The sequence below is a fragment of the Thiocystis violacea genome, from assembly GCF_016583565.1.
Classification (GTDB): domain Bacteria; phylum Pseudomonadota; class Gammaproteobacteria; order Chromatiales; family Chromatiaceae; genus Thiorhodococcus; species Thiorhodococcus violaceus_A.
The window spans coordinates 1-15,542 of record NZ_NRRF01000011.1 but is presented as its reverse complement, the minus strand read 5'-3'; the positions used below and the strand labels follow the sequence as shown (position 1 = coordinate 15,542).

The 15,542-nt window shown below is 67.8% G+C and carries 17 protein-coding genes; 13 read left to right on the top strand and 4 right to left on the bottom strand.

Going from position 1 to position 15,542, the window contains the following annotated elements:
- Nucleotides 1-31: 31 nt before the first annotated feature.
- Nucleotides 32-295, top strand: a complete 264-nt coding sequence (locus tag CKO23_RS06805; RefSeq protein ID WP_200329360.1) for a SemiSWEET transporter — start codon at nt 32-34, stop codon at nt 293-295.
- Between the two features lie 60 nt (nt 296-355).
- Here CKO23_RS06805 and CKO23_RS06800 read toward each other — a convergent pair whose 3' ends face one another.
- Complete coding sequence (locus CKO23_RS06800; RefSeq protein WP_242482263.1) at nt 356-1,234, bottom strand: pirin family protein; 879 nt, start codon at nt 1,232-1,234, stop codon at nt 356-358.
- Between the two features lie 24 nt (nt 1,235-1,258).
- Entirely contained in the window at nt 1,259-1,864 is a 606-nt protein-coding gene (locus tag CKO23_RS06795) for an FMN-dependent NADH-azoreductase (protein ID WP_200329358.1), read from the bottom strand.
- A gap of 126 nt (nt 1,865-1,990) precedes the next feature.
- On the opposite strand from CKO23_RS06795, the gene CKO23_RS06790 reads away from it, so the two are divergent.
- From CKO23_RS06790 to CKO23_RS06775, 4 genes are read left to right on the top strand one after another with little or no spacing between them, the layout of a single operon-like run.
- Nucleotides 1,991-2,914 (top strand): LysR family transcriptional regulator, encoded by a 924-nt coding sequence (locus CKO23_RS06790; protein ID WP_200329356.1) that lies wholly within the window; start codon nt 1,991-1,993, stop codon nt 2,912-2,914.
- An 11-nt stretch (nt 2,915-2,925) separates the two neighbouring features.
- Entirely contained in the window at nt 2,926-4,242 is a 1,317-nt protein-coding gene (locus tag CKO23_RS06785; protein ID WP_200329354.1) for an FGGY-family carbohydrate kinase, read from the top strand.
- 37 nt (nt 4,243-4,279) lie between these two features.
- Nucleotides 4,280-5,572 carry a Vi polysaccharide biosynthesis UDP-N-acetylglucosamine C-6 dehydrogenase TviB gene (gene tviB, locus CKO23_RS06780; protein ID WP_346014573.1) on the top strand — a complete coding sequence of 431 codons (1,293 nt, stop codon included), beginning with the start codon at nt 4,280-4,282 and terminating at the stop codon, nt 5,570-5,572.
- A 52-nt stretch (nt 5,573-5,624) separates the two neighbouring features.
- Nucleotides 5,625-6,632 (top strand): NAD-dependent epimerase, encoded by a 1,008-nt coding sequence (locus tag CKO23_RS06775; RefSeq protein WP_200329350.1) that lies wholly within the window; start codon nt 5,625-5,627, stop codon nt 6,630-6,632.
- A gap of 111 nt (nt 6,633-6,743) precedes the next feature.
- On the opposite strand, the gene CKO23_RS06770 is transcribed toward CKO23_RS06775, so the two are convergent.
- Complete coding sequence (locus tag CKO23_RS06770; RefSeq protein ID WP_200329348.1) at nt 6,744-7,649, bottom strand: recombination-associated protein RdgC; 906 nt, start codon at nt 7,647-7,649, stop codon at nt 6,744-6,746.
- 152 nt (nt 7,650-7,801) lie between these two features.
- Here CKO23_RS06770 and CKO23_RS06765 point away from each other — a divergent pair, with 152 nt between their 5' ends.
- On the top strand, nt 7,802-9,076 hold the full coding sequence (locus CKO23_RS06765) for a CNNM domain-containing protein (RefSeq protein WP_200329346.1): 1,275 nt from the start codon (nt 7,802-7,804) through the stop codon (nt 9,074-9,076).
- On the opposite strand, the gene CKO23_RS06760 is transcribed toward CKO23_RS06765, so the two are convergent.
- Nucleotides 9,073-9,585: a L,D-transpeptidase family protein gene (locus CKO23_RS06760; protein ID WP_242482262.1), complete on the bottom strand. Its 513-nt coding sequence runs from the start codon at nt 9,583-9,585 to the stop codon at nt 9,073-9,075. The genes CKO23_RS06765 and CKO23_RS06760 overlap by 4 nt on opposite strands.
- 325 nt (nt 9,586-9,910) lie before the next feature.
- Here CKO23_RS06760 and CKO23_RS06755 point away from each other — a divergent pair, with 325 nt between their 5' ends.
- The 7 genes from CKO23_RS06755 to CKO23_RS06725 all read left to right on the top strand — a co-directional run.
- Nucleotides 9,911-10,267: a putative quinol monooxygenase gene (locus CKO23_RS06755; RefSeq protein ID WP_200329342.1), complete on the top strand. Its 357-nt coding sequence runs from the start codon at nt 9,911-9,913 to the stop codon at nt 10,265-10,267.
- Nucleotides 10,264-12,063, top strand: coding sequence for a DUF1538 domain-containing protein (locus CKO23_RS06750; protein ID WP_200329340.1), 1,800 nt, complete (start codon nt 10,264-10,266; stop codon nt 12,061-12,063). Before CKO23_RS06755 ends, CKO23_RS06750 begins: the two co-directional genes overlap by 4 nt.
- Nucleotides 12,060-12,434: a P-II family nitrogen regulator gene (locus tag CKO23_RS06745; RefSeq protein ID WP_200329338.1), complete on the top strand. Its 375-nt coding sequence runs from the start codon at nt 12,060-12,062 to the stop codon at nt 12,432-12,434. The genes CKO23_RS06750 and CKO23_RS06745 overlap by 4 nt, the downstream gene beginning before the upstream one ends.
- Entirely contained in the window at nt 12,431-12,823 is a 393-nt protein-coding gene (locus CKO23_RS06740; RefSeq protein ID WP_200329336.1) for a hypothetical protein, read from the top strand. Before CKO23_RS06745 ends, CKO23_RS06740 begins: the two co-directional genes overlap by 4 nt.
- 7 nt (nt 12,824-12,830) lie before the next feature.
- The gene (locus tag CKO23_RS06735) at nt 12,831-14,528 is read left to right on the top strand and encodes a SulP family inorganic anion transporter (RefSeq protein WP_242482261.1); all 1,698 of its coding nucleotides are present in this window, start codon (nt 12,831-12,833) and stop codon (nt 14,526-14,528) included.
- Nucleotides 14,525-15,346: a DUF2092 domain-containing protein gene (locus CKO23_RS06730; protein ID WP_242482260.1), complete on the top strand. Its 822-nt coding sequence runs from the start codon at nt 14,525-14,527 to the stop codon at nt 15,344-15,346. The genes CKO23_RS06735 and CKO23_RS06730 overlap by 4 nt, the downstream gene beginning before the upstream one ends.
- Before the next feature lie 13 nt (nt 15,347-15,359).
- Nucleotides 15,360-15,542, top strand: a 183-nt coding sequence (locus CKO23_RS06725) for a hypothetical protein (protein WP_200329334.1), incomplete at its 3' end; no start/stop codon positions are given.

Below are 15,542 nucleotides of genomic sequence, written 5' to 3'. Positions count from 1 at the left end.
AGCATGACCACCTACCTCCAGATCCATCCTGATGTCGTTGTCTGATCTGCTCGGCTATGCCGCCGCCCTGCTCACCACCTCGGCCTTCGTGCCGCAGGTGGTGCAGACGCCGCGCACCCGCGACACCCGAGCCATCTCGCTCGGGATGTATCTGCTCTTCAGTGCCGGAGTGGCCTTGTGGTGGATCTACGGGATCCTGCTGGCGGCCTGGCCGATCATCCTCGCCAATGGGATCACCCTGCTGCTCGCCCTGGTCGTGCTGGGATACAAACTGACGGAATCCCAGCGGTTGTGATGGCGCCCCGGCGCGGCGTGGCGCCGGGCACGGCCTTGCGCATCGGTCGGGCCGCGCGGCTCAGGCCGCCAGGCAGCCCCGCTCGTAGTCCTGAATCGCCCGCCCGATCTCTTCCTGGGTGTTCATCACGAAGGGGCCGTAGTGGGCGACCGGCTCGCCCAGCGGTCGGGCGGCCAGGACCAACGCCCGGGCACCCGCCTCAGCCGCCTCCAGTCCGATGCCCTCTCCCGTCCCCAGCACCGCCATCTGGCGGGCAGCGAGCCGCTGGCCAGACACCTCGAGCTGCCCCCCGATCAGATACACCAGGGCGCGGTATCCCTCCGGGATAGGGACTTCAAGCGCCGCGCCGACCGGCAGCCGGACATCCAGATAGAGCGGATCCGTGGCGATGCCCCGCGCCGCGCCGGTGATCGGGGTCTCACCGTCCGCGAAGACCCCGGCGATCACCTTCACCTGGACGCCGTTCGCCAGATTCGCGGCAGGGATGACTTCCGCCGGGAGATGCCGATAGGCCGGGGCGATCAACTTGTCCTTGGCGGGCAGATTGATCCAGAGCTGGAGCCCATGCATGCGCCCGCCGTCCTGCCGCGGCATCTCGGAGTGAATGACCCCGCGTCCGGCCGTCATCCATTGCACCCCGCCGGCGAGGATCAGTCCCCGGTGACCGAGATGATCCTCATGGAGCATCCCGCCCTCCAGCATATAGGTCACCGTCTCGAAGCCGCGGTGCGGATGGGCTGGGAATCCGGCGATGGCCTCGTCCGCCGTCTCCGCGCTGAAGTCGTCGAGCAACAGAAAGGGGTCGAGTCCGCGCATCCCCTCGGGTCCGACGATGCGGTGGAGCTTGACCCCGTCACCGTCGGAGGCGGGCATGGCGGTGAGAATGCGTTCGATGGTCATGGTCTGCGTGGTCATGGTCTGCGTGGTCATGGTCGACATGGTCTCGACTCCTCCGTTGAAGGCTCAGGTGGCGGCGAGTTGTTGAATGGTCTGGGTCGCCGCGGCCAGGCTGTGCTGGCGCTCGGTCTCACCGAGATTCAGTCCTTCGGCGTAGACGAATTCAAGGTCGGTGATCCCGAGGAACCCCAGCATGGTGGTGAGGTAACCACTCTGGGTATCCGTGGGCTGATCGCGATGGCGGCCGCCGCGACTGGTGACGACGACCGCCCGCTTGCCAGTGAGGAGCCCTTGCGGCCCGGTCGCCGTATAGCGGAAGGTCACCCCGGCGCGCGCCACGTGGTCGAACCAGGCCTTGAGCACGCTCGGGACCCCGAAGTTGTACATGGGCACGCCAAGCACCAGACGATCGGCCGTCTGCAACTCGGCGATCAACCGGTCCGCCTCCTCGGCGATGCGCTGCTGCGCGGGGGTGCGCTGCGCGGCGGCGGTATTGATGGCGGAGAGCCGCTCGGCGTCCAGGTGCGGGATCGGCGCGCGGCCGAGATCGCGATGGGTGACGCGCATCTTGGGATCCCGCGCGCGCAGGCGCTCCACGAACTCACGGGCCAGGGTCGAGGAGACCCCGTCGCTGGAGAAGAGACTGGCGTCGATGTGCAGGAGCTGGGACATGATCGATTCCTCGCATTGGGATGATGGTGGGCTTGAGAGTGCTGAGCTTGCGCATGAAGATAGATCCAATGAGGCAATCGATTTATGCTCATTCTTGGCCTATTCCATCGAATATCTTGATCAACCATGTCCAGCGAGCCTCCCCGCACGACCCTGGAGCAATGGGCCACCCTGCGGGCGGTGGTCGATCACGGCGGCTTCGAGGCCGCCGCCGAGGCACTGCGGCGCAGTCAGTCCTCGGTGAGCTACAGCCTGAAGCGCCTGCAGGAGCAGCTACCGGTGACGGTGCTGGCCCCGCAGGGCCGGCGCAGCCTGCTCACCGATCAGGGACAGGTGCTGTTGCAGCGGGCACGCCTCCTGCTCGAGGAGGCCCGGCGTCTGGAGCAGTTGGCGGCGACGCTCGCCCAGGGCTGGGAGACGCAGGTCCGACTGGCGGTCGAGATCGTGATGCCGCCGGATCCGCTGCTCGGCGCCCTCGCCCGCTTCGGCGCCGAGGTACCCCAGACGCGGGTGCAGCTGATCGAGACGGTGCTCTCCGGGACCAGCGAGGCATTGCTCCAACACCAGGTGGATCTGGCGATCACCGGGCAGGTCCCGCCGGGCTTTCTCGGCGAGCCGCTGGTGCGGGTGGACTTCCTCGCCGTCGCCCGCGCGGACCATGCGCTGCATCGCCTCGAACGTCCCCTGACCCTGGAGGATCTGCGCGCCCACCGACAGATCGTGATCCGCGATACCGGACGCTTCCGTCAGGTCGACAGCGGTTGGCTGGAGGCCGAGGAGCGCTGGACGGTCTCGCACCTGCTGACCGCCATCGCCATCCTCAAGCGCGGCCTGGGGTTCGCCTGGATTCCGCGGGCGCACATCGCCACCGAGCTGGCGCGCGCGGAGCTGCGGCCGCTACCGCTGGAGCAAGGCGCCACACGCCCCGAGACGCTCTATCTGGTCTATGCCGACCCGGCCGGCGCCGGTCCCGCGACCCGCGCACTCGGGCGCTGGCTGATCGAGCAATCGGCCAGCGCCGCCACCCCGCAGAGGACTGACAAAGGATGAGGACGCCTGCCATGGGACAGCCTTGCTTCGTCGGACTCGACATCGGCACCTCCGGCTGCCGGGCGATCGCGATCGATTCCCTGGGTGGGGAGGTCTCCCACGCCGAAGTCGCCATCCGCGCGCCCGCCAGAGCCGCCTCCGGTCGCATCGAGCAAGACCCCGAGCACTGGTGGCGAGCGAGCTGCCAGGTCCTCGGCGCCTTGGCCGCCAGACTCGGCTCCCATTCCCCGGCGGCCCTATGCGTCGACGCGACCTCGGCGACCCTGCTGCTGGCGGACGCGCGCGGCCGGCCACTGGGGCCAGCCCTCATGTACAACGATCAGAGCGCGGCAGAGGCCGCCGCGCGGATCGCGCCTGTCGCGCCGGCGCAGTCTCCGGCGCTGGGCGCAAGCGCGAGTCTCGCCAAGCTCATCGCCCTGGGCGACAGGCTCGGGGCGGCGCCAGGCACGCGTGCCTTGCATCAGGCCGACTGGATCGGCGGCCGTCTCTCGGGATGCTTCGACGTCAGCGACTGGAACAATGCCCTGAAGCTGGGCTTCGACGTCGAAGGGCTGGGTTGGCCCGGCTGGGTGCTGACCCTGGTCCCGCAGACGATCGCCTTGCCACGAATCGTCGCGCCCGGATCTCTCATCGGCAGACTGGATGGCACCGTCGCGGCGGCCATCGGCTTCCCGCCCGAAACCGCCGTCCTCGCCGGGACGACCGACAGCACCGCGGCCGCCATCGCCGCTGGCGTCAGTCGCCCAGGCGACGCCGTCACCTCGCTCGGAAGCACGCTGGTCGTCAAGGTCGTCTCCGAGCACCCGGTCAACGCCAGCCGCTATGGCGTCTACAGTCACCGTTTCGGCGACCATTGGCTCGTGGGCGGCGCCTCGAACAGCGGGGGCGCGGTGCTGCGGCAGTTCTTCAGCGACGGCGAGCTGGAGGCGTTGAGCCGCGCCATCGATCCCGAGACCGACACGGGTCTCGACTACTACCCGCTTGCGGGGAGAGGCGAGCGCTTTCCGCGGCAGGCGCCGGACCTGGAGCCGCGCCTTCAGCCGCGCCCGGCCGATCCCGTCCGCTTCCTGCAGGGGCTCCTGGAAGGCATCGCGGACATCGAAGCCGAAGGCTACGCGCGTCTGGCCGAACTCGGCGCCGCCATCCCGACCAGGGTCAGGACGGTCGGGGGCGGAGCCGCCAACGCGGTCTGGACACGGATTCGCGCGCGCCGGCTCGGCTGCCCCGTCGAGCCAGCCGCGCGGCCGGAGGCCGCCTTCGGCGCGGCTACCTTGGCACTCAGTGGCGCGCGCGCCGCGGCGCTGGTTCGCAACGGTGATGGCCGATAGAATCCCGGCAACAGCCGTCGATCAAGGAGAACACCGCGTGGCCGCTTCGTTTCAACTGGACCTGAGTCGGGTCAAGATCGCCATCATCGGGCTTGGCTATGTCGGGCTCCCGCTCGCCGTCGAGCTCGGCAAGCGCTATCCGACCCTGGGATACGACGTCAACCCGGCCCGGATCGCCGAGCTGCGCGAGGGGCGCGACTCATCCCTCGAGGTCGAGCCCGAGGAGCTGCGTCAGGCGCGCCACCTGGCCTATGCCGACGCCCCGGAGGATCTGGCGGCCTGCGACCTCTACATCGTCACCGTCCCAACGCCCATCAACGCGCACCGTCAGCCCGACTTGAGTCCGCTGCAAGCGGCCAGCCGTCTCTTGGGCGAGGTCATCCGACCTGGCTGCGTCGTGGTCTTCGAGTCCACGGTCTACCCAGGGGCGACCGAGGAGGTCTGCATCCCCATCATCGAGGAGCACTCGGGCCTCACCTATAACCAGGATTTCTTCGCCGGCTACAGCCCCGAGCGCATCAACCCCGGCGACAAGGAGCACCGCCTGACGACCATCAAGAAAGTCACCTCGGGCTCGACCCCGGAGGTCGCGCGGTTCGTCGATGCGCTCTACGCCTCGGTGGTGACCGCGGGCACCCATCTTGCGAGCAGCATCCGCGTTGCCGAGGCGGCCAAGGTGATCGAGAACACCCAACGCGACCTGAACATCGCCCTCATCAATGAGCTGGCGCTCATCTTCAACCGGCTGGACATCGACACCCTGGAGGTGCTGGAGGCCGCCGGCACCAAGTGGAACTTCCTGCCCTTCCGACCGGGTCTGGTCGGTGGCCACTGCATCGGCGTGGACCCCTACTATCTGACCCACAAGGCGCAGGAGATCGGCTATCACCCGGAGGTCATCCTCGCCGGGCGGCGGCTCAACGACAGCATGGGCGCCTACGTCGCCGGGCAGGTCATCAAGCTCATGACGCGCCGGCGCTCCATCACCCCGGAGTCGCGGATTCTCATCCTGGGATTGACCTTCAAGGAGAATTGCCCCGACCTGCGCAACACGCGCGTCGTGGATATCATCGCGGAGTTGCAAGACTATGGCCTGCGGTGCGATGTCCATGACCCTTGGGCGAACCCCGCGGAGGCCGAACACGAGTATGGCATCCAGCTCGTCGCTCAGCCGCAACAGGGTGCTTACGACGCCGTCATCCTCGCCGTCGCGCACCGCCAGCTCCTTGCGATGGGCGCGTCCGGCATCCGCGCCCTCGGCAAACCCGGCGCCATCCTCTACGACGTCAAGGCGCTGCTTCCACGCGCCGAGGTCGACGGCCGGCTCTGACACATCACCGCACGCACGCATCCAGACACGCACTCATCCAGAGAAGTCATTCATGAAGGTCTTAGTCACCGGCAGCGCCGGCTTCATCGGCTCCGCCTTGTCACTGCGCCTGCTCGAACGCGGCGATACGGTGATCGGAGTCGACAATCTCAACGATTACTACGACGTTCGGCTGAAAGAGGCGCGGCTTGCCCGCACCCAAGCCCACCCGGCCTTCAAGGACCAGCGGGTGGACATCGAGGACACCGGGGCGCTCAACCGCGTCTTCGCCGAGCAGCGCCCGGATCGCGTCGTCAATCTCGCCGCGCAGGCGGGGGTCCGCTACTCGATCGAAAACCCCATGGCCTACGTGCGGACCAACCTGGTCGGCTTCGCCAATGTGCTCGAGGCCTGCCGTCACCACGGCGTCGAGCATCTGGTCTATGCCTCCAGCAGCTCGGTCTATGGCGCCAACACCGAGATGCCCTTCTCGGTGCACGACAACGTGGACCATCCCTTGAGCCTCTATGCCGCGAGCAAGAAGGCCAACGAGCTGATGGCGCATACCTACAGCCACCTCTACCAGCTCCCGACCACCGGCCTGCGCTTCTTCACCGTCTACGGCCCCTGGGGCCGGCCCGACATGGCGCTCTTCAAGTTCACGCGCGCCATCCTCGCCGGGGAGAAGATCCCGGTGTTCAACTACGGCAAGCACAGGCGCGACTTCACCTACATCGACGACATCGTCGAGGGCGTCATCCGCGTGCTCGATCGGGTCGCGGAAGGCAATCCGCAGTGGTCCGGCGCTGCGCCGGACGCGGCTACCAGCCTAGCCCCCTACCGGCTCTACAACATCGGCAATAACAAGCCTGTTGAGTTGATGGAATACATCCAGGTACTTGAAGACTGTCTGGGCAAGAAGGCCGAGATGGAGCTACTGCCGCTGCAGCCGGGGGACGTTCCGGATACCTACGCGGACGTGGAGGATCTCGCGCGCGACACCGACTATCACCCCGACACCCCTGTTTCGGAGGGCATCGCGCGGTTCGTCCAGTGGTATCGCGCCTTCTACGGCGTCTGAGACGCGGGGCAAGCGCATCGCTGCGCGGGGCGAGTTGTCAGGTGTCAGGTGTCAGACGGACGCGCCTCGCGGCGCGCCCTCGGGCTACGCTGGACTCAAGCCCGAAGCTCGTCAGATCTCCCGTGGCGCCAAGCCAAACACCTCGTCGAGCCTGGCGATCAATTGCCGCATCTGCAGCGCCAGGATGGCGAACTCCGCATCCAGCCGCATCGCGGGGTCGAGGTCGTCACCGTCGAGCTCTTCGAGCAGGGCCTCGCCGACCCGCAGACGCTTGAGGGAGAGATCGTCCGCCAGGGTGAAACTCAGTCGCTCGTCCCACTCGAGGGCAAGCTTGGTCGCGCGCTTTCCGGCGCGCATGTGATTGAGGATCTCATCGCTGGAGAGATCCTGCCCGCTGCAGCGGACGACGCTGGCGTTGTCCTCGGCGTCGCGCAGCTCACAGGCATCTCCGGAGACGAAATCGTCCGGGGCGGTGCCATCCAGGAGCCAGGAGGTCATGATCGTCGCCGGGGTCTTCTCCGGGGCCGGCAGCTTCGCCGGGAGGCTCTCCAGGGTCTCGCGCAGCAGCGAGACGATCTCCTCGGCCTGCTTCTCGCTCCCGGCATCCACGACCAGCCAACCGGCTTCGGTATCCACATAGAGCTGGGTTCGGCGCGAGCGGGTGAAGGCACGCGGCAGCATCTCGGTGACGATCTGCTCACGCAGCCGGCGGCGCTCGGAGCGGCCCACGTCGCGCGCCTCTCCCGCCTCCAGTTCGCTGACGCGCTCATCGAGCGCCTCCGCCACGGCGGCGGACGGCAGCAGACGCTCCTGCTTGCGCGCGCACATGAGGAAGCAGCCGCTCACCGCATGGACGAGCGCGGCGGTCTCCTCGCCCAAGGGCGCGGCCCAGCCCAAGGTCGCCGTCTCCACCGGCCCGCAGGGGCGGAACCGCCGTCCACCCAGGCGCTCCTCCAGCTCAGTGGCATCCAGACCGAACGGCGTATCCAAACGGTAGAATCGAGCATTCTTGAACATCGTGAGCCCCTGTCGAAAAAGGGCCGGAGTATGCCCGACTCACAGGGAACTGCAAGTGACCAGATCCCCGCGCTCCAGAAGCGGCCACCCATTCGCGGCGGGCGCCCCGTTTCGCTAGAATGGGCCAATCTTCAGCCACCCATCGGCTTTCCGTGAACGAACTGCCATTACCCGGCCTCTTTCTCGCGCTCTTCGTCCTGATCAATCTCTCGGCCTTCTTCTCGGGCTCGGAGACCGCGCTCTTGACCATCAACCGCTACAAGCTGCGGCACATGGCCGATCAAGGCAACCGTGGCGCCCGGATCGCACGCAGACTGCTGGATCGGCCAGACCGCCTGATCGGGCTCATCCTGCTCGGCAACAACTTCGTCAACATCATGGCCGCGTCCATCGCCACCGTGATCGCGCTGCGCATCGGCGGCGAGGGGGCCATCAGTCTGGGGGCGGGGATCCTGACCCTGGTGATCCTGATCTTCGCCGAGGTCGCACCCAAGACCTACGCGACCCTGCACCCGGAGCGGCTCGCCTTCCCCGCGGCCTATATCTACGCCCCGCTGCTGAAGGTGCTCTACCCCTTCGTCTGGCTCGTGAACTTCTTCACCAACGGGCTGCTGAAGCTGATTGGCATCGTGCCCGAGGGCGGCCAGGGTACCGATCTCAGCCGAGAGGAGTTGCGTACCGTCGTCAGCGAGGCTGGCGCCATGATCCCCGAACGCAGCCGCTCCATGCTCCTGGCCATCCTGGACCTGGAGCATGCCACCGTTGAAGACATCATGATCCCGCGCAACGACGTGGAAGGTATCGACATCCAGGACGACCAGGATGAGATCCTCCACACGATCCGCAACACCAGCTACACCCGCCTGCCCCTCTATGACGGCAGCATCGACAACGTCATCGGCATCCTGCATGCCAGGAACGCCCTGCACGCCTTGCTCGAACAGGGCCTGGATCGGACACGTCTGCGCGAGATCGCTCAGGAGCCCTATTTCGTGCCCGAGGGCACGGCGCTCTATCAACAGCTCCTCAATTTCCAACGCCGCAAGCAACAGATCGGAATCGTCGTCGATGAGTACGGCGACTTCATGGGCCTCATTACGCTGACGGATCTGCTCGAAGAGATCGTCGGCGAGTTCACGACCGATCCATCCGACAGCATCGGCGACGTCCATCGCACCGAAGATGGCAGCCTCCTGATCGACGGTGCCATCAGCGTCCGCGACCTCAATCGCGCGCTGCGCTGGGAGCTGCCAACGACAGGTCCAAAGACCCTGAACGGCCTCATCCTGGAGTATCTGGAGACCATCCCGGAGCCAGGAACCAGCCTCAAGCTGCATGATCACCCCATCGAGATCATCCAGACCTCCGACAATGGCGTGAAAACGGTCAAGATCGTCCCTCGCCCGCCCCGCAAGACAAAGCGCTAGGGCCGAATCTCGATCGGCGTCCCGTCCGGGACCAGGCGCCAGATCTCCGCCATCTCAGCATTGGTGACGGCGATGCATCCCGCCGTCCAGTCGCGCAGACGGTGCAATCGCCCCCAGAAGCCGCGGTCATTGCGCAGCCCGTGAATCATGATCATGCCGCCCGGCGAGACCCCCTTCGCCTGCGCGCGTGCGACCTCGGTTGCCGTCGGATAGGCGATGTGGAGTGACCGATAGAAACGGCTGTTGGGGTTGCGGTAGTCGATCACATAGCGCCCCTCGGGCGTCTTGCCGTCACCCTCGCGCTCCTTGGCGCCGCGGGGCGCGAAGCCCAGCGAAACCCGATATTCGCGCAGCAGCTCCCGACCACGATAGAGCCTGAGCTTGCGCTCGGACTTGAGCACGAGCAGGTGATCCGCGCTCGCATCCAGAGGCAGCGCAACAGGCGGCCAATGCGCATACGCCCAAACCAGCAGGGCCGCGACGACCAGTGCCAGTGTCAGGTTCAACATCACATTCACCCTCGGCATTCGGCTTCCAGATGATTCTCGGAGCACCGCGTCAAGACCGCGATGCCTCCTATCCGTGTCAGGTTGAAGACTACCCCCTTGGGGGATGCACGGCGCACGAGAGTCGCCCAACGTTTCGTGGTAACTCCGACATATCGGAGTCTCGGGCAACCCTGCGGTTGGTGGAATGGGCAGACGGTCTCTTCAAGTCGCTGATTTGCTGGACGGTGCCGACCGCTCGACGGACCACATCAGCGTTGGCTGCGTTCTTGCTCTAGCACTCGCATGGTCCATCCGAGTGTCCTCCGGTCCAATGATCCGATTTTCATTGAGCGTCCTGATCGCGCCATCCTGCCGCGACGACGTCCTGAAGGCCGTCCGAGCACTCCTTGAACCGACACGTGTGACACCTGGCTGCCTCGGCTGCCTGCTCTATCATGATGCCGAGGAGCCAGATGCCATCATGTTGGTTGAGGAATGGACATCGCAATCGGAGCTGAACCGCTATCTGGCCTCCGATGCCTGCAAGACCCTGATCGCGGCGATGGAGCTGTCGCTGCAGCCGCCGCTGATCCGATTCGACGAGATCGCGTCCCGCGCGGGGATCGAGGTGATCGAGGCCGCGCGGCGCGCCTATGGACTGCTCCAGGACTTCCCTTCCGATGCCCGCGAGGACAGGTCATGAGCGTGACGAAAAACCAGGCGCGCTACGCCGACTATCTCCGCGCCATCGGTGCCGGGCGGCGTGAGCTGAGCTTCAACGCCATCATCCCGTCCGCGGGTCGCGATGCGCGCGGCCGCCCGCTGCCCGCGCCCGCGACCGGCCCCATCCGGCTGCATCCGGACGAGGTCGCGCGTCTGCTGCGGCCCTATGTCTCGGTGCGCTTCCTGGATCAGCTCAAGGCCGTGGTGCCACTGGCGGTCTATCTCGCGCTCTTTCAAATCCTCATCCTGCGCCAGTTGATCGCGGACTCCTGGCTGGTCACCGGCGGGCTCTTCGCGGTGATCCTGGGTCTGATGTTTTTCATGGAGGGGCTGAAGCTGGGTCTGATGCCCTTCGGCGAGCTGATCGGGCATCGCCTGCCGCGCAAGTCGCCGCTGCCCCTGGTGCTACTCATCACGCTACTGCTCGGCATCGGCGTGACCTTCGCGGAGCCCGCGATCGGGGCGCTCCAGGCGGCGGGGCAGAACGTCTCGCCCGAGCGCGCGCCCTATCTCTGGGCGCTGCTCAACCCCTGGTCCGGTGTGCTGGTGCTGGTCATCGGGGCCAGCGTCGGGCTCGCCGCGGTACTGGGCACCCTGCGTTTTCTGTACGGCTGGAGCCTCAAGCCCCTGATCTACGCCTCGCTGGTCCCGGTGCTTGGGCTGACGCTCTATGGCGCGAGCCAGCCGGAGCTGGCCAAGGTGCTGGGGCTCGCCTGGGATGCCGGGGCCGTGACCACCGGGCCGGTCACGGTGCCGCTGGTGCTCTCGCTCGGCATCGGCATCGCGGCCGCCGCCGGGCGGGGCGACTCGGGTCTGTCCGGCTTCGGCATCGTGACCCTGGCCTCGCTCTTCCCCATCATCGGCGTCCTGCTGCTGACCTTCTATGTCGCCGGAACCGTCACGCCGGCGGAGATCCTCGCCGCCGCGACCACGGTTGCAAGCGCGTCCACGGAGCATCTCGCCTGGTACGCCCGCAGCCCCGGCGCCGAGGTGCTGATGGGCATCCGCGCCATCCTGCCGCTGGTGCTCTTCCTGCTCGTCATCCTGAAGCTGGTGCTGAAAGAGGCGTTGCCGCGCCCGCGCGAGATCGGGCTCGGCATCGCGCTGACGGTGATCGGCATGTGCCTGTTCAACCTGGGGCTGACCTACGGGCTCTCGGCGCTCGGCGGGAGCGCGGGCTCCCTGGTGCCGGCGGCCTTCATGGAGATCCCCGGCGCGGACGGCTCGCCGCTCTATCGCTATGGGGTCGGACTCACGCTCGCGGTGGTCTTCGCCTGGGTGCTCGGCTTCGGCGCCACCATCGCCGAGCCGGCGCTCAACGCCCTGGGCGTGACCGCCGAGCAGCTGACCAACGGCTTCTTCAAGAAGCGCACGCTCATCCTGGCGGTGTCGGTCGGGGTCGCCTGCGGGATCGCCCTGGGCCTGACCAAGCTGGTCTTCGACCTGCCGCTGGTATGGCTGATCGTCCCGCCCTATCTGCTCGCCGCCGCCCTGACCCTGGTGTCCTCGGAGGAGTTCGTGAACGTTGCCTGGGACAGCGCCGGTGTCACCACGGGGCCGATCACCGTGCCCCTGGTGCTCGCGATGGGGCTCGGGTTGGGGAACGCGACGCACGCCGTCGAAGGCTTCGGCATCCTTTGTCTGGCCTCCATCGGCCCCATCATCAGCGTGCTGCTGACCGGGCTCTGGGCGCGCCTGCACCTCTGGCGGCAAGCGCGCGCGGCCCGTCGCGAGCCGGCCACTCATTCAGCGCTGGAGGCTCAGTCACCGCTATGAACGACGACAAGATCACCTATCTGACCGACGTGGCGCTCATCACCTGCATCGTCGAGGCCGGGCGCGGCGACGCCGTCATCCAGGCCGCCCAGGCGATGGGCGCGGCCGGGGCGCTCGTCTACCACGCCCGCGGCATCGGACCGCGCGAGCGCCTGGGGCTGCTCGGCATCGCGATCGAGGCGGAGAAGGATGTCGTCAGCATCCTGGTCGCGAGCGACTACCAGGAGGTGGTCTTCGAGGCGGTGTACCACGCCGCCGACCTCGGCCGCCCCGGCGCCGGTCTGGCCTACATCACACCCGTCGAGCGGCTCGCGACCTACATCCCGCGCGAGGTCTTGGCGCGGGTGCCGGGGCAGGAGACGACCTCATGAGCGCCCCCGAGCCCTTGAACCCCGTTCCCGGCGGCGCGGCCAAGCTGATCTCCTGCATCCTCCCCGACGACGGCAGCGAGCGGCGCCTGCTGGGATGGCTGCGCGACCGGCAGGGCGTGATACGGGCGAATTCCGTCTATTGCCGTGGTCATTCCGTGCTGCGGGAGACCAGCGCGCGTCGCGGCACGCTCCCGGAGCCGACGCTGGTGCGACTGGTCAGCATCGTCGTGGCGGCGGCCGAGGCGGACGCGCTCTTCGATCGCCTCTACGTCCAGGCGGAGATCGGCCGGCCGGGCGGCGGGGCGCTCATGATGACGCCGCTCAGTTTCGCCACGCCCTTCCTGCTTCCGGAGGGCGTCCCCAACGAGCCCGGCGAGCTTTCGGAGTGAATCCGCGATGAGTGCCATCCCAATGCGCGACTGGCTCGGCGGCTACCAACCGGAGTGGTTGCGTCTGGACCTGGTTGCCGGCCTGACCACCGCCGCCGTGGTCATCCCCAAGGCCATGGCCTATGCCACCATCGCCGGGCTGCCGGTGGAGGTGGGGCTCTACACCGCCTTCGTCCCCCTGGTGATCTACGCCATCCTCGGCACCTCGCGGCCGCTCAGCGTCACCACCACCACGACGCTCGCGATCCTCACCGGCACCCAGCTCGCGCTGGTGGTGCCGAACGGGGATCCGACGGCGCTGCTGACGGCCTCGGCGACGCTCGCGGTCCTGGTCGGGGTCATGCTGATCCTGGCCGCGGTGCTGCGGCTCGGGGTCGTCGCCAGCTTCATCTCGGAGCCGGTGCTGACCGGGTTCAAGGCGGGCATCGGGCTGGTCATCATCCTGGATCAGGTGCCCAAGCTGCTCGGCATCCATATCGAGAAGACCGGCTTCCTGCGCGACTTCCTCGCGCTCGTCGCGCACCTGCCCGAGACCTCGCTCGCGACCCTGGCGGTCGGCGTCGCCATGCTGGCCATCCTGCTCGGGATCGAGCGCCTGGCCCCGCGCGCCCCGGCGCCGCTGGTCGCGGTCGCGCTCGGCATCGCCGTCTCGGGGCTGCTCGCGCTGCAGGACCAGGGCGTGGCGATCGTCGGCCACATCCCCCAGGGTCTGCCCGCCCTGAGCCTGCCCAACCTGGCGCTGGTCGAGCAGCTGTGGCCCGGCGCGCTCGGCATCGCGCTCATGAGCTTCACCGAAACCATCGCCGCCGCGCGGGCCTTCGCCGGGCGGGGCGAGCCGCGCCCGGTGCCCAACCAGGAGCTGGTGGCGACCGGGCTCGGCAACGTCGCCGGCGGTCTCTTCGGCGCCATGCCGGGCGGTGGCGGCACCTCGCAGACGGCGGTGAACCGGCGCGCCGGCGCGCGCACCCAGATCGCCGGCCTGGTGACGGCCGCGGCCGCCGTCGCCACCCTGCTCTTGCTCGCGCCCCTCATGGGCCTGATGCCGCAGGCGACGCTGGCGGCCGTCGTCATCGTCTATTCGATCGGGCTGATCCAGCCGGCCGAGCTGTTCGCCATCCTGCGAATCCGGCGCATGGAGTTCCTCTGGGCGCTGGCCGCCTTCGCCGGCGTGGTCGTACTCGGGACACTCAAGGGGATCCTGGTGGCCATCATCGTCTCCTTGGTCTCCCTGGCCTATCAGGCCGCGCATCCGCGCCTCTATGTGCTCGGGCGCAAGCCGGGCACCGAGGTTTTCCGGCCAAGATCGGACGCTCACCCGGACGACGAGACCTTCCCCGGACTGCTGATGGTGCGGCCCGAGGGGCGCCTCTTCTTCGCCAATGCCCAGCGCATCGGCGAGCAGGTCTGGCCGCTGATCGACGCCGCCGAGCCGCGAGTGCTGGTGATGGACTTCAGTGCCGTGATCGACATCGAGTACTCGGCGCTCAAGATGCTCACCGAGGGCGAGGAGCGGCTGCGCGAGCGCGGCGCCCAGCTGTGGCTGGTGGCGCTCAACCCCGAGGTGCTCGCGATGGTGCAGCGCTCCCCGCTCGGCGAGACGCTGGGCCGCGAGCGGCTGATCTTCAATCTCCCCCTGGCGGTGGAGCGTTTTCGCGCCGCCACGTCTGAAGGCATGGATTCGACGGCGAAGGAATCGCGCACATGATCCGCAACCCTGAAGAGGACCACCGCATGAAACCCTTCGCCACGTCCCTGGCGGCGCTGCTCCTAGCGAGCCTCGCCGGCGCGAGCCCCGTGCTGGCCGAAGCGCCGGCGCAGGAGCCCGTCGACCTCCCCGGAATGCCCGTGATCGACCCCGCGGCCATGCAGGCGCTGGGACGCATGGGCGCCTATCTGCGCACCCTCGAATCCTTCAGCGTGCGGGTCGATGACGCGACCGACGAGGTACTGGACTCCGGTCAGAAGATCCAGCTCACCAAGACGGTCGAACTCCAGGTGCGCCGCCCGGACCGGCTGCGCGCCGACGTCGAGACCGACCGCAAGGCGCGTGAGATCTACTACGACGGCAAGACCTTCACCCTGGTGGCGCCCGAGACCCGCTACTACGCCTCGGTCCCGGCCCCGCCCACCATCCGCGAAGTGCTCGACAAGGTCCAGGCCAAGTTCGGCATCGAGTTTCCGCTCGTCGACCTTTTCTACTGGGGCGCCGCGGAAGACGCCTCCGAGGGCATTCAAGAAGCCATGACCGTCGGCACGAGCCGGATCTCGGGCCAGTTGGCCGATCACTACGCCTTCCGCCAAGCGGACGTGGATTGGCAGATCTGGATCGCGCAAGGGGACGCCCCCTTGCCGCTGCGCTATGTGATCACGACCAAGGAGGTTCCGGGTGAGCCGCAGTTCGTGGCCAATCTGACCTGGGACACCAACGCCCGTCCGGCGGATGCCGTCTTCACCTTCACCCCCACGAAGGACGATCACCCTATTACCATCGTCGCCGCCGACGCCGCCCCCGCCACACCCTAACGGAGCCCCCACGATGAAGCCTGTTCTCAAGCGATCCATCCTGATGGGCTCCCTGGCCCTCGCATTCACCAGTCTGGCCCTGATGACCCAGGAGGCCGACGCGCGCGGAGGCGTGCATGCGTCCGCGCGGGTCTCCGTGCATGGCGGCGGCGGACGTCCCCCGGCGCGACCGGCGGCCGGCCGCCCGCCCGCGGGA